11 protein-coding genes are annotated in these 14,082 nt (G+C 64.8%); 5 read left to right on the forward strand and 6 right to left on the reverse strand.

Annotated elements, in window-relative coordinates:
- Positions 1–65: 65 nt before the first annotated feature.
- Positions 66–1,565 (forward strand): DNA-3-methyladenine glycosylase 2 family protein, encoded by a 1,500-nt coding sequence (locus ACW5CM_RS14435; RefSeq protein WP_457125417.1) that lies wholly within the window; start codon positions 66–68, stop codon positions 1,563–1,565.
- On the forward strand, positions 1,562–2,065 hold the full coding sequence (locus ACW5CM_RS14440; protein ID WP_457125418.1) for a methylated-DNA--[protein]-cysteine S-methyltransferase: 504 nt from the start codon (positions 1,562–1,564) through the stop codon (positions 2,063–2,065). The genes ACW5CM_RS14435 and ACW5CM_RS14440 overlap by 4 nt, the downstream gene beginning before the upstream one ends.
- Here ACW5CM_RS14440 and ACW5CM_RS14445 read toward each other — a convergent pair.
- Entirely contained in the window at positions 2,057–2,512 is a 456-nt protein-coding gene (locus tag ACW5CM_RS14445; RefSeq protein WP_438253180.1) for a hypothetical protein, read from the reverse strand. The two genes, ACW5CM_RS14440 and ACW5CM_RS14445, sit on opposite strands and share 9 nt — an antisense overlap.
- A gap of 261 nt (positions 2,513–2,773) precedes the next feature.
- On the opposite strand from ACW5CM_RS14445, the gene ACW5CM_RS14450 reads away from it, so the two are divergent.
- Positions 2,774–4,645, forward strand: a complete 1,872-nt coding sequence (locus ACW5CM_RS14450; RefSeq protein ID WP_457125419.1) for an ABC transporter ATP-binding protein — start codon at positions 2,774–2,776, stop codon at positions 4,643–4,645.
- A complete protein-coding gene (locus ACW5CM_RS14455; RefSeq protein WP_438253182.1) occupies positions 4,642–6,456 on the forward strand; it encodes an ABC transporter ATP-binding protein in 1,815 nt (604 codons plus the stop codon). Before ACW5CM_RS14450 ends, ACW5CM_RS14455 begins: the two co-directional genes overlap by 4 nt.
- 95 nt (positions 6,457–6,551) lie before the next feature.
- Here the strand turns inward: ACW5CM_RS14455 and ACW5CM_RS14460 are convergent, their stop codons facing one another.
- On the reverse strand, positions 6,552–7,391 hold the full coding sequence (locus ACW5CM_RS14460; RefSeq protein WP_457125420.1) for an endonuclease domain-containing protein: 840 nt from the start codon (positions 7,389–7,391) through the stop codon (positions 6,552–6,554).
- Between the two features lie 239 nt (positions 7,392–7,630).
- On the opposite strand from ACW5CM_RS14460, the gene ACW5CM_RS14465 reads away from it, so the two are divergent.
- Positions 7,631–8,539 carry a hypothetical protein gene (locus tag ACW5CM_RS14465; protein ID WP_457125421.1) on the forward strand — a complete coding sequence of 303 codons (909 nt, stop codon included), beginning with the start codon at positions 7,631–7,633 and terminating at the stop codon, positions 8,537–8,539.
- Between the two features lie 3 nt (positions 8,540–8,542).
- Here the strand turns inward: ACW5CM_RS14465 and ACW5CM_RS14470 are convergent, their stop codons facing one another.
- The 4 genes from ACW5CM_RS14470 to ACW5CM_RS14485 are packed head-to-tail and all read right to left on the reverse strand — an operon-like array spanning position 8,543 to position 14,062.
- Complete coding sequence (locus ACW5CM_RS14470; RefSeq protein WP_457125422.1) at positions 8,543–9,979, reverse strand: GH1 family beta-glucosidase; 1,437 nt, start codon at positions 9,977–9,979, stop codon at positions 8,543–8,545.
- Positions 9,976–12,213: an alpha-xylosidase gene (gene yicI, locus ACW5CM_RS14475; RefSeq protein ID WP_457125423.1), complete on the reverse strand. Its 2,238-nt coding sequence runs from the start codon at positions 12,211–12,213 to the stop codon at positions 9,976–9,978. Before yicI ends, ACW5CM_RS14470 begins: the two co-directional genes overlap by 4 nt.
- Complete coding sequence (locus ACW5CM_RS14480; protein ID WP_457125424.1) at positions 12,213–13,100, reverse strand: carbohydrate ABC transporter permease; 888 nt, start codon at positions 13,098–13,100, stop codon at positions 12,213–12,215. Before ACW5CM_RS14480 ends, yicI begins: the two co-directional genes overlap by 1 nt.
- On the reverse strand, positions 13,100–14,062 hold the full coding sequence (locus tag ACW5CM_RS14485; RefSeq protein ID WP_457125425.1) for a carbohydrate ABC transporter permease: 963 nt from the start codon (positions 14,060–14,062) through the stop codon (positions 13,100–13,102). The genes ACW5CM_RS14480 and ACW5CM_RS14485 overlap by 1 nt, the downstream gene beginning before the upstream one ends.
- Between the last annotated feature and the right edge of the window lie 20 nt (positions 14,063–14,082).

The raw sequence follows: 14,082 nt of genomic DNA on the forward strand, positions 1-14,082 counted from the left end.
TCCGCGGGCACAGTCGTGTCCGATTTCCGCGAGCCATCGGCGTGGGGGCGTGTCAGAGTGGAGGCATGGCATTCCCGACGATGAGTTTCGACGAGCGGTACCGTGCGATCGACGCACGGGACATCCGCTTCGACGGTCAGTTCGTCACCGCCGTGCACACCACGGGCATCTACTGTCGGCCCTCATGCCCCGCGCGTACCCCGAAGCGCGAGAACGTCAGCTTCTATCCGACGAGCGCAGCCGCACACGAGGCCGGGTTCCGCGCTTGCAAACGGTGCCTTCCGGAAGCTGCCCCGGGCTCGCCCGCCTGGGACCTGCGCGGTGACGTTGCCGCGCGGGCGATGCGTCTCATCGCCGACGGCGTAGTGGAACGCGAAGGCGTATCCGGTCTGTCCGCCCGCCTCGGGTACTCTTCCCGTCACCTCACTCGGCTGCTGACCACCCAGCTCGGTGCCGGACCGCTCGCCCTTGCCCGTGCGCATCGTGCTCATAATGCGCGGATGTTGCTGGTCGGCACGGATCTTCCCATCTCGGACATCGCGTTCTCGGCCGGGTTCGCCAGCGTCCGCCAGTGCAACGACACGATTCGTGAGGTGTTCGGGCTGACGCCGACTGAGCTCAGAGCGCGTCGCCATCCGGCAAGCGCCATCGGAGTACCCGCACTCGGTGAGATCGACCTTCTCCTTCCGCATCGTGAGCCGATGGATGCCGCCGGCATCTTCGCCTGGATGAACGCACGAGCCATCCCCGGAGTGGAGACGAGTACGGCGACCTCGTTCGCGCGCAACCTGCGGATGGCAGGTGGGCCTGCGTGGTTCGAGGTGCGACAGGATGAGACCGGTCGCCTGCGCCTTCGGGCTCGTGTCGCGCACCTCAGCGACCTGGCGCCTCTCGTCTCGACAGCTCGGCGGATCTTCGACCTCGATGCTGACCCTGTCGCCGTCGACTCCGCACTCTCCGCGCATCCGCTGCTTGCTCCGCTCGTCGCCAGAGTCCCCGGCATCCGCGTGCCCGGCGCCGCTGATCCGCATGAAATGCTCATCCGGGCGATGGTGGGCCAGCAGATCACCGTCGCCGCTGCACGCACGGCGCTGACGGCGCTCGCCGCGGCTCTCGGAGAGGCTGCGGCAAGCCCCGCAGCCGATGACGGCCCCGGCCTTCTCTTCCCGACCATGGCGGCGATCGCCGAGCACGCTGTCGAGGTGCTGCGCGGGCCCGCAGCGCGCATCCGTGCGATCACCGGTGCTGCCGCAGCACTCGCGGACGGTTCCTTGACGCTCACCGTCGGCGACGGTCGCGTCGCTCAGCGCGAGGTGCTGCTCGCCAGGTCGGGCATCGGACCCTGGACCGCTGACTACGTCCGGATGCGCGTACTCGGCGACCCCGATGTCTTCCTGCCCGGCGACGTCGCTGTTCGTGCCGGGGCTGCGGCTGCTGGCATCCCGTCAGACCCTGCCCCGCTCACAGCGTGGGCAGAACAGATCGCGCCCTGGCGCAGCTACCTCACCGCGCACCTGTGGCGGGCGGCCCCCGTGCGAACCTCCCAACGAAAGGCCGACTCATGACCGCGTTCATTGAGACTCTCCAGACCCCGGATGGCGCATTCACCCTGCTGGTCGACGCACGGCAGCACGTGCTCGCGTCCGGGTGGACACACGACCATGTCGCAATCCTGAATCGTCTGCCCGAACACGCACGACCCACCGCGGTGCGCGAGCACGACACGGATGCGGCATCCATCGTCCGTGCGTACTACGGCGGGGACCTGGCGGCGATCGATTCCGTCGTCGTACGTCAGATCGGCACGGGACTGCAGCAGGCGGGGTGGGAGGCTCTGCGGCGAATCGCACCGGGCGAACCGCTCACCTACACATCCTTTGCCGCAGCCCTGGGCAATCCGCGTGCGGTGCGCGCTGCGGCATCCATCTGCGCACGCAATGCTCCGGCGCTGTTCGTCCCCTGCCATCGCGTGCTGCGCTCGGACGGCTCGCTGGGCGGCTTCGCCTGGGGGCTGCCGGTGAAACAGAGTCTGCTGGCGCGCGAGCGGGAGTTCAGCTCACGCTGACGTCGGCTGCGGTGCGGGCGCTTCCTCATCGATGTCGCTGATGAACGCGACCGCGGCATAGATGAGCTTGGAGAAGTCGACCACCTCGTCACGCATAGCGGTGTTGTCGACGACATACGCGAGCATGACCGGAAAGTCCTTCATCCCGGCGTGCGGGTGCGCACCGGCGAGACGCGCGGCGAACACGATTCCGAACACGCGCAGGTCGACGGTGCCGTCCTCGTGAATCGTGATCAACTGGGGATCTGCGGCATCCGGATTCACGCCTGCTTCGCCGAGCGCCGTCAGCGACGTGCGGTAGGTGAGTGCCTCATCGAGCACAGCGAAGAAGTAATCGGTGCGATCCGGCCCCGATGCCTGACGAAGCAACCGCGCTTCAGCGGGCAACTGTGCCGCCAGATCTTCGGGCCCGATGTCGATGCTTTCAATGCGCAAACGAGAACTCATGTGCTCAGCCTAGGGGCGACAGAAAATACTGCTTGCCTTCAGCAAGCTCACAGCCATAGGCTGGAGGGCTGTCGCGCAGACCGGGCGACGATGTCGAGCTTGAGGAGGACACCATGATTTCGATCGCCATCGCGCCGATCACCGTTCTTGGCTCGAACCTGGCCGGTCTTACCCGCTAGCACAGCCGCGTTTCTCCCGGGGGTTTGCACGCCACAGGTGTGCCCCGCTCCTTCCCTTCCGCAACTCCACTCATTGAGAGTCATGTCTTCCTCGTCGTCATCGCAAAGATCATCCGCTTCGCTGTCCACCCCCGCCGCTCTGTGGCGGCTCAAGCCATTCGTCCGTCCCGTCATCTGGCGTCTCGTCGGGGGCGCGGCCAGTGCGCTCGGCGCGGCCGTCATCGCGCTGATGATCCCCATCGTGCTCGAACAGATCGTGCGCGGACCGATCGAGTCCGGTGACGTCAACCTCATCGCGCTCGGCGCTCTCGCCGTTCTTGCGCTCGGAATCGGTGAGGCCGTGATGGTGTGGCTTCGCCGCTGGTTCATCCTCAAGCCCTCCACCGAGGTCGAGTTCCAGATGCGCTCCCAGCTCTACTCGCGCCTGCAGCGACTGCCCGTGGCCTTCCACGATCGCTGGCAGTCGGGTCAGCTGCTCAGCCGCATGATGCAGGACATCGGCCTCATCCGTCGCTGGTTGGCTTTCGGTTTGATCCTGCTGGTCGTGAACATTCTCACGATCGCCATCGGCTCGGTACTGCTGTTCCGCTGGCACTGGCTGCTGGGGGTCATCTTCCTGGTCACGGGCATCCCGATGTGGATTCGCGGCTACCTGTTCGAAAAGCGCTACGGCGTACTGACCCGCCGCAGCCAAGACCAGGCGGGAGACCTGGCCACCAGCGTCGAGGAGAGCGTGCATGGCATCCGGGTGCTCAAGGCGTTCGGCCGCGGCAAGCACGCGCTGAATCGCTTCACCGGGCAGGCAGAAACCCTGCGGGAAACCGAGATGAGCAAGGCGCATTCGGTGGGCGGGCTCTGGTTCTTCCTCGACCTGATGCCGCAGATCGCTTTCGGGGTGAGCCTGATGTCGGGAATCTGGCTGATCTCGCAGGGGATGATCGAACTGCCGGAGCTGTTTGCGTTCTTCGCGATGGCGACCGTGCTGCGGTGGCCGATCGAGTCGATCGGGTTCCTGTTCTCGTTCATGCTGGATGCCCGAACCGCAACCGACCGCGTGTTCGACATCTTCTCCGAGGAGAACAGCATCACCGACCCGGACAACCCGGTGCACATCGACGAGCCGCGCGGTGAGCTGGTGTTCGAAGCAGCGCACTTCCGCTATCAGGATGCCGGTGCTGCAGAGCGCGACCTGCTCGACGGGATCGACCTGGTGCTGCGACCTGGCGAGACGATGGCGCTGGTGGGACTCACCGGCAGCGGCAAGACCACGCTGACGACGTTGCCCACCCGCCTGTACGACGTGACCGGCGGGCGCGTGCTGCTTGACGGCGTCGACGTGCGCGACCTGCCCCTGGCAGAGCTGCGCCGGCACATTGCGATGGCGTTCGAGGACGCGACTCTGTTCTCCGCATCCGTTCGGGAGAATGTGCTGCTGGGGCGCGCCGAACTCGATATCCACAGTGCGGAGGGTGAGCGCGTGCTGCGTGAAGCCCTCGACGTTGCGCAGGCGAGTTTCGTGGACTCCCTGCCTGACGGCGTGGAGACTGTGATCGGGGAAGAAGGCCTCAGCCTCTCGGGAGGCCAGCGTCAGCGGCTCGCCCTGGCGCGTGCCGTCGCAGCCAACCCGAAAGTGCTGGTGCTCGATGACCCGCTGTCGGCACTGGACGTCGACACCGAGGCTCTTGTCGAAGAAGCGCTGCGGCATGTGCTCGCCGAGACCACAGCGATGATCGTGGCCCACCGGCCTTCCACCGTGGCGCTCGCCGACCGGGTGGCGCTACTGGAGAGCGGCCGCATCACCGCCGTGGGAACGCACTCCGAGCTGCTGAAGACCAGCAGACACTATCGACATGTGATCTCCAGTCTGGAAGCGGAAGAGGCAGCGCGCACTGGAGCGATCCCGATCATCACCGATGAGGACCTCGCAGCGACCGAGAAGGAGGTGCAGGCATGAGCGCCGCACTGACGGGAACACAGGATGAGGACCGTTCCAACTACACGCGAGAAGAGAGCAAGGCGATCCGCCGGCGTTCGCTGCGGCTGCTCGGTTCGCTCGTGTCTCCGCTGCGCGCGCAGATCGTGCTCGCAGCATCCGTGCTGGTGATCTCGACGGCCCTGCAGGTCGCAGGCCCCATCCTCATCAGCGTCGGGCTGGACTGGGCGCTGCCGCAGGTGCTGAAGAACGCGAACTGGATGCCGACATTCACGATCGGGTTCATCTACCTGTTCGCCGGTGCCGCTGCTGCTGCACTGATCGGCTGGTATGTGGTCGTGGCCGCGCGCATCACCCAGGCAGTGCTCATTGATCTGCGCAAGCGAATCTTCCTGCACACGCAGCGACTGAGCCTGGAGTTCCACGAGACGTACACGTCCGGGCGCATCATTTCGCGCCAGACGAGCGACCTCGATTCGATTCGTGAACTGCTTGACGGTGGTCTGAACAACCTCGTCTCTGGTGTGCTGTTCGGAGCGTTCACCTTCATCGCGCTGATCGTGTGGGACTGGGAATCGGGCGTGATCCTGCTGCTGGCGGGAGTGCCGCTGTTCTTGCTGATGCGCTGGTTCTACTCGCGCTCGCAGCTGATCTTCCGGGAGTCGCGGGTCATCAGTGCCCGGGTCATCGTGCAGTTCGTGGAGACCATGACCGGCATCCGCGCGGTCAAGGCGTTCCGCAAGGAGCCGCGAAACGATGTCGCCTTCCAGAAGGTCGCCGGTGACTACCGGGATGTGAACCGTCGCTCGATGCTGCTGTTCGGCACGTTCGAGCCGGGGCTGATGGGCGTGGCCGCGCTCACCCTCGGACTGGTCGTGCTGTGGGGCGGCATCCGTGTCGCCGATGGTGCGCTGACGGTTGGAGTTCTGCTTTCTGCAGTTCTGTACGTGCGCAACTTCTTCGCGCCCATGCAGGAGATCGCGATGTTCTTGAACTCCTACCAGTCCGCCACCGCGGCGCTGGAGAAGGTATCCGGTGTGCTCGACGAGGTGCCGACGGTTCCGGACCCCGACAAGCCCATCGACCTCTGGGAATCACGCGGACACGTCAACTTCGACGAGGTCACCTTCGGATACTCGGGGGAGAAGACCATCCTGCCGAACTTCTCACTCGACATCCCGGCCGGGCAGACGATCGCGCTGGTGGGGACCACCGGTGCCGGCAAGTCGACGCTGGCGAAGCTCATCTCGCGGTTCTACGATCCCACCGTCGGGCGTGTGACGCTGGACGGCGTCGATCTGCGCTCGCTGCATCCGAAGGATCTGCGCCGGGCCATCGTGATGGTCACGCAGGAGGCCTACCTGTTCAGCGGTACGGTCGCGGACAACATCGCGCTCGGAAAACCGGATGCCACCCTGGAAGAGATTCAGACGGCAGCGCGTGCGGTCGGTGCGGATGCGTTCATCTCGGCGCTTCCGGACGGCTACAACTCCGATGTGAACAAGCGCGGCGGTCGCGTTTCGGCGGGGCAGCGTCAGCTGATCTCGTTCGCGCGAGCGTTCCTCGCTGATCCCGCAGTGCTGATCCTCGATGAGGCCACGGCATCGCTGGACATTCCGTCGGAGCGGCTCATCCAGGACGCCCTGCAGACGCTGCTGGCCGATCGAACAGCGATCATCATCGCGCACCGACTGTCGACAGTCGCCATTGCCGATCGGGTGCTGGTGATGGAGCACGGGAAGATCATCGAGGATGACACGCCTGATGCGCTCATCCGCGGCACCGGCAAGTTCGCGCAGCTGCACGCCGCGTGGCAGCAGACGCTCGTCTAGCGGCCTCTAACTTTGGCGGGGCAGAGGAACTTTGGCGGCCACATCTTCGGATGCTGGCCGCCAAAGTTGCAATTGACCGTAGAAGTTGGCTGGTATCAGGCGGGGCGCAGGTGCAGACCGCGTGCGATCGCGGCGGCAATGGTGGCTTCGACATAGGCCCAATCATGAATGACCTGCGCATAGGTGAAGCGCAGGACGGTGTAGCCGCGCAGACGCAGCTGAGCATCGTGCCTGACATCACGGGTGCGATCGGCCGAGGAAGAGTGAAACGCGAACCCGTCGAGTTGGACGACCAAGTGCGTGCCGATCAGCACGTCGACGTTGTGTCCTGCCAGTCGAACCTGCTGTCTGATCGGGACTCCCCACGTGCTCAGTCGTACGACGAACACGGTCTCCAGCCCCGAGTCGGACAGGCCGGTGACTGCATTCGCACACGCACGGGACGCGGCATCCGGCCAGTGGACAGTGCGCAACGATTCCGGGTCGAGTCGTTCGGCTTTGGCCGCGGATTCCCAGACGGACACGGCATCCTCGTAGGTCAAGCACTGCGCGAGATGGGCGAGTGCATCTTCTACGGATGCTTCAAGCACGCGGTTTCCGCGATCCACGAGCGGCTTGGCCCAGTGCAGAACGGCGTCCGCAGTCAATCGGTGCGCGTTGGTCCCGACGTGCAGATGAAGCCGGGCCGAGGCTCCGTCTGGAATCCACCAACCGCGCTGGCGAGCGAGGGACAGACAGGTCAGTCGGCCGGTAGCCGCGGCGGCCGCCACCAGCTCGCGCGGAGCCGAAGCCAGCGCGATCCAGCTCGCGCGGATGCGGCGGACGTGCCCCGCCCGAATAGCTGCGCGGACATGGGGCGGCGAGAACCCTGCCGCACGAGCATCCGCTCGATGCCCGATGCTGTTGCGGTCGCTGAGCCAGGTGATCAGATCCATGTGAACACCGTGGCGTGTGCGACGCGTTCGGCGTGGTCGCGCAAGCGCGAACGGTGGACAAGTCGTCCGAGGCAGGAACTGTGCAGGAAGAGTGGAGGTGCAAGTTCGGCGGCCGGGAGCAACTTCTGCGGAGACATTACGGGTTTATGGCCGCCGAAGTTGTGACCGACCGCGGAAAGGGAGCAGCTTACTTCACGGGCGCAGGGGATTGCGGGGAATGAGGTGACTACGATGAAGGGGTGATCGGAGTGGTGGCGCTGGCAGCGGACGGATGGTGGATCGCGCCAGCCGTCGCGGCCGGAGCCGGAGCAGCGACCGCAATCGGTATGCGCGGGCGTCGCAGCAGCGTGGAGCGGAGGCTGGCTCATGACGCGGCTCGACGAGACCTGAAAGAGGCGCAGCTCGAGGTCGGTGAGCACCGTCGGGCCGTGAAAGTCGCGCGGGCCGAGCACTCCAGGGCGATTGCCGAACGCTCGGCATCGCGGGCCAGCAGCGCCGATGTCGCGAGCTCTCGCCGGATGCTGAAACAGGCCGAGCAGAATCTGAAGGTGGCGGCAGCGGATGTGCGCGCTCGGCGGGTCCACGTCAAGGTCGCATACGCGGAGATTCCGCCGACGTCTGCACGTGAGCGCTATCCGCTGACGAAGTTGTACCGCGCGCATGACGCCGTGCTCGCGCGGTGGATGGATTATGAGACCGATCCTGCCAAGCTGATCGCCTATCCCGCCATGAGCGATGGCAAGGAGCCGGCGACTTCGGCTTTTCTGACCGCTTCACAGCGAGCGAGCGAACTGCGTGCGTCGCTCAGCCCTCATGTCACCACGGCGGAGTTCTCGGCCTATCGTGATGCTGTCGCACACCTTGAGCGTGCCTTCGACGTGGCTGAGCACACAGCGAAGGCACGCGCGAACGGTGTGGATCCGAATGCGGGACAGGCCTGGCAGGATGCCGCGCAGCAGGTGTTCGTACGGTCAGCGGAAGCTCTTGACAAGGCTGCTGGTGCGGCAGCATCCGCTTTCGCAGCCTGGAACGAGCGGCGTCCGGCTAAGGATCGCTCGGCCGATGAATCCCGGGCCGAGACCGACAGCAGCACGGCGAAGCCGGCGCGGCGGCGGCCCGGCAAAGACGAGACGCCGCCGCAGCAGTAGCGATTACGCGGGGAGCGCGCGCGTGCGCACGAGCTCCTGGTACCAGTGCCCGGAGTCCTTGACCGTGCGCTCGAGCGTGTCGAAGTCGACGCGCACGATGCCGAACCGCTTCGCGTAGCCGTAGCCCCACTCGAAGTTGTCCAGCAGCGACCACACGAAGTAACCGCGCAGGTCGACGCCGCGCTCGATGGCGCGGTGCGCTGCGGTGAAGTGGCGCCGCAGGTAGTCGGTGCGCTCGGGGTCGGGCACGGAGCCGTCCTCGGCAACCTCGTCTTCGAAGGCTGCGCCATTCTCGGTGACCATCAGTGGCTGCTCGGGGAACTGCTCCGACAGCGAGACGAGGAGCTCCTCCAGACCCTCGGGTGCGATGTTCCAGCCCATCGCCGTGTACGGCCCCGGCTGCTGGACGAACTCGACGAGCTGGTCGCTGCCCGGCCAGGCCGTGCCGGCTGAGGTGCCCTTGTGCCCGTCGTTCTGCTGCTTCGCGGAGACTCCGTCCCACAGTCGAACGGTCGCGGTGGAGTAGTAGTTCACACCGAGCACGTCGATCGGCTGGTTGATGGCCTGAAGGTCGCCGTCCTGCACGAAAGACCAGTCGGTGACCTCTGCGGTATCAGCGAGCAGGTCGGCGGGATACTCGCCGCGCAGCATCGGATGCGTGAACGCGCGGTTCGCGAGACCATCAATGCGGCGCATCGCCTCGGCAGCACCATCGCCCTGGCCGCGCAGCACGTGGAAGTTGAGCGTGACCGAGTAGTCGGGGTCTCCGGTGGAGGTTGCTCGCAGTGCCTGGATCGCGCGACCGTGGGAGAGGTTCAGGTGGTGGACGGCTGCGAGCGCGGATGCTGGCTCGGTGCGTCCGGGGGCGTGCCCGCCCTGGCCGTAGCCGAGGTACGCCGAGCACCACGGCTCGTTCAGCGTGGTCCAGGTGTGCACGCGGTCGCCGAGCGCCGTGCCCATGATCTCCGCGTAGCGCTCGAAAGCATCGGTGGTCGCGCGCGACGTCCAGCCTCCGGCATCCTCGAGGTACTGGGGGAGGTCCCAGTGATACAGCGTCGCGACAGGACGGATGCCGCGCTCGAGCAGCCCGTCCACCAGGCGCGAGTAGGAGTCGATGCCCGACTGATTGACCGCACCGTCGGCGGTCGGCTGGATCCGTGGCCAGGCGATCGAGAAGCGGTACGCCTCGAGTCCGAGCTCCTTCATGAGGTCGAGGTCTTCATCGACGCGGTGGTAGTGATCGCATGCCACATCTCCCGTGTCGCCGTTCCACACCTTGCCGGGTGTCTTGCTGAAGGTGTCCCAAATCGACGGGGTACGTCCGTCCTCGGCCGCTGCGCCCTCGATCTGGTACGAGGCGGTGGCAGAGCCGAACGTGAAACTCTTGGGGAAGACGAGGCCGGAATCGCGGTAGTCGGCCGAGCCAGTTGTGGCAGTCATTCGGTGGTCTCCTCGAGGTCTGCGGTGTAGGTGCGGGCGACTCCGCCAGGCGACGTCACCGTGATCGTGCGGCTCCCGGTACCACCGGGGAAGACGCGCAGCTTCAGTTCGTCATGGTAGTCGTAGTCCGGGCGGTCGGTCCGTGCTCCCCAGGGGATCACTGCTCCAGGGCGGACGTACAGCGGCAGAGAGTCGAAACCGTGCGTCTCGCGTCGCCAGCCGCTACCGGTGACGTGTTCGCCGGTGAGTAGATGCGTCCACTCGCCTGCGGGTAGATAGAACTCCACCTCGCCCGATTCCGAGAACACCGGTGCGACCAGGATCTCCGAGCCGAGCATGTACTGCCGATCCAGATGCGCGACGCCAGGATCGTCGGGGAACTCGAGCAACATCGGGCGCATGAGCGGGATGCCGGAGCGGGTGGCATCCATTCCCGCTTGGAAGAGATACGGCATCAGCTGCATCTTCAGATGGGTGAAAATCCGGGTCACCTCGACGGCTTCATCGTCGAAGGCCCACGGGACCCGATACGACGAAGAGCCATGAAAGCGGGAGTGCGAGCACAGCAGGCCGAAGGCCGTCCAGCGCTTGAACACTCCTGCATCGGGCATTCCCTCGAAGCCGCCGATGTCGTGGCTCCAGAAAGCGAAGCCACTCAGTGCCAGCGAAAGGCCGCCGCGCAGCGTCTCTGCCATCGACGCGAACGTCGAGGTCGAGTCGCCGCCCCAGTGCACCGGCATGCTCTGCCCACCGGCGGTCGCCGAGCGCGCGAACAGCACCGCGTCGCCCTCGCCTCGCGCATCGACGAGCACGTCGTGCACGGCGCGGTTGTACAGCTGCGTGTAGAGGTTGTGCATACGTGCGGGGTCTGACCCATCGGCCCAGACCACGTCGGTGGGGATGCGCTCGCCGAAGTCGGTTTTGAAACAGTCCACGCCCTGATCGACGAGCGCGCGAAGTTTCGACTGGTACCAGGCCACCGCATCGGGGTTCGTGAAGTCAACCAGCCCCATTCCGGCCTGCCAGAGATCCCACTGCCAGATCGAGCCATCGGCCCGTTTGACGAGGTAATCCGCGTCGCCGGCTTCGCGGAACAGCGGGGAACGCTGTGCGATGTACGGGTTGATCCAGACCGACACCCGAAGGTCCTTCTTATGCAGCCGCTCGAGCATTCCGACAGGATCAGGGAAGACCCGCGTGTCCCATTCGAAGTCGGACCAGTTGAACTCACGCATCCAGAAGCAGTCGAAGTGGAAGACCGAGACGGGAAGCTCGCGGGCTGACATCTCGTCGATGAACGAGTTCACGGTCTTTTCGTCGTAGTCGGTGGTGAAGCTCGTCGATAGCCACAGGCCGTAGGACCATGCCGGCACGACGGGTGCACGCCCGGTCAGCGCGGTGTAGCGGTCGAGGACGTCCTTCGGTGTGGGGCCAGCGATCACGAAGTACTCCAGCACCTCGCCCGGTACCGAGAACTGTACGCGTTCGACCGCTTCGGATCCGATCTCGTAGGAGACGTGACCGGGGTCGTTGACCAGGATCCCGTACCCGCGATTGGACAGATAGAAGGGGACGCTCTTATAAGCCTGCTCGCTGGAGGTGCCGCCATCCGCGTTCCAGATGTCCACGGTCTGACCGTTCTTGACCAGTGGACCGAAGCGTTCGCCGAGACCGTAGATGAGTTCACCGACGGCGAGATCGAGCTGTTCGTGCACGAACGTCGTTTGTGAGGGCGGCGAGGTGGTTGCACGGGCGTTGCCCACGATTCCTGGATCAACCTGTGCATCGGCGGTCAACTGCATGTAACCCTGCGCCTTGTGTCCGCTGCCGGTGACGCGCTTGCCATCGATCTCGAAAGAGAGGTTCCACGGGGCGCCCGGGGTGATCCGTGCTGTGAGCGCTCCACTGGTGAGCGCTCCGCCATCACCAGATACGGAGGCTGCGTCTGCACCCGAAGCATCCGCTCCCGGTAGATCGAAACCGCCGTGCCAGCGTCCGCCCTCGTGGTGCGCGACACGTACCCGGATGACGCCGGCCGCGGGGGAGGAGAGTGTCGTGGTCAACACTGGTCGATTGAGCGTGTCGCCGCGCTTGGCGATGACCAGCGTGGGGGCGGTCGCAACGATCCCCGCACCATCGGCGGTGTTCTCGGTCGTTTCGATGTCATAGGCCTCCTGCGCGTACAGTGCCGTGACGCCAGGGCGCAGCTGCCAAAATCCGTCGGTGAACTTCATTACTTGATTGCTCCTGCTGTGATGCCGCGTGTGAGAGTGCGCTGGAAGATGAGGAAGAAGATGAGCGTGGGGATGATGCCCAGAAGTGCCGACGCGCTCGTCGTCGTGACATCCATCAGCCGGTCGCCCTGCAGCACGCTGATCGCCACCGGTACCGTCTGATTGGCATTGGATGCCAGGAACGTCAGCGGGATGAGGAACTCATTCCACGTCCATATGAAGAAGAAGATGAGCAGAACCGACAGGGTCGGGCGGCTGATGGGGAAGACCACGCGCCAAAGGATCTGCCACCTGCTGGCACCGTCGATCGAGGCTGCCTCGAGAACTTCCTTGGGGAAGGTTCCATACACGGAGGAGAGCAGATACGTTCCGAACGCTGCCTGCACAACGGTGAACACGATGATCACCGACCAGACATTGTCATAGAGACCGACCTCCTTGAACATGTAATACAGCGGATACAGCAGCGCTTCCTGCGGCAGCAGATTCGCCATCAGGAACAACAGCACAATCCAGCTACGCCCGCGCACACGGCCGATGCCGATGGCAAAAGCATTGAACATCGAGATGATGACGGCGAGTACCGAGACGACGCCAGAGATGAAGATCGAGTTCCATACCTTCTCGGGAAAGTTCACCCGTTCCCAAAAAGCGATCATGCCGCTGAAATCGAGGCTTGCAGGCAGGCCCAATGGGCCCGCGGTGGCGTACTCGACGGGAGATTTGAATGAGTTGACCAGCACCAGATAGAACGGAGCGATCACAGCTAGCGCACCGATGGCGACGAGCGCGATCAGCAGCCAGTCGATACCGCGCTTCTTGGTCATTCCGCCACGGGGACGGCTCCTGCCCGGCTTGCCGGTGACGATGGCGGTGGTGGCATGCATCACAGTCCCGCCCTCTCCTTGTTCTCGAGTGCATTCTGCACGCGGATGAAGACGATAGACACGATGACCACGACGATGGTCAGAACGGTCGCGATCGTCGCGCCGTACCCGACGTTCCGCTTCGTGAAGAACTCCTGATAGGCGTAATAGGCGGGGACCAGCGTCGAACCCGCGGGGCCGCCGCGAGTGATGACGTACACCGGGCCGAACACCTTCAACGCGGCGATCGTGCAGGTAAGGGTGACGACGAAGATCTCCGGCCGGATGATGCTCATCGTGATCAAGCGGAATCGCTGTAGCCAGTTCGCGCCGTCGAGCTCAGCGGCTTCGTAGAGCTCGGGGTCAACCCGCTGGAGCGCGGCCATGAAAACAACCACGGGGTACCCAATCTGCACCCAGACCAGGACGACCATCAGCACGATGAGAGCGGAAGGCATTTTGCCGAGCCAGTCGACCGCACCAATACCGAACACCGCGAGGATCTGGTTGAGCGCGCCGTCCGCTCCGGGGCGGACGATCCATCCGATCACAATGCCAGCAACCACGACCGGCAGAATCTGGGGAAGGTAGAAAGTGGCGCGCAAGAAGCTCGCCGTGCGTCCACCGAACTTGCGTCCTATGACGTCGAACAGCAGCGCAGCGATAACGAGGCCCAGCACGGTAGGCAGCACCACCATGGCAAGTACCATCCAGATGGAGTTGGTGAAGGAAGTCCAAAAGTCTTCGTCACCGAGGATTTTCACCCAGTTGTCGAGCCCGATGAACTCTGGAGTGCGGACGCCCTTCCAAGAGGTGAAAGTGAGATAGACATTCCAGATCAGCGGGACGATGACCACGATCAATAGGAGCAGGAACCCCGGCAGCAGGTACGCCCAGTACGCTCGGGTGCCGCCGCCGCGCTGCGGGATGGCCGGCTGCTCAGCCGGTGGTCGCGCCCTCTTGACGATTGTGTGTTGAGACATGGTGGTTGTCCTTCAAGCCG

The organism is Microbacterium wangyouchuni, from assembly GCF_054072595.1.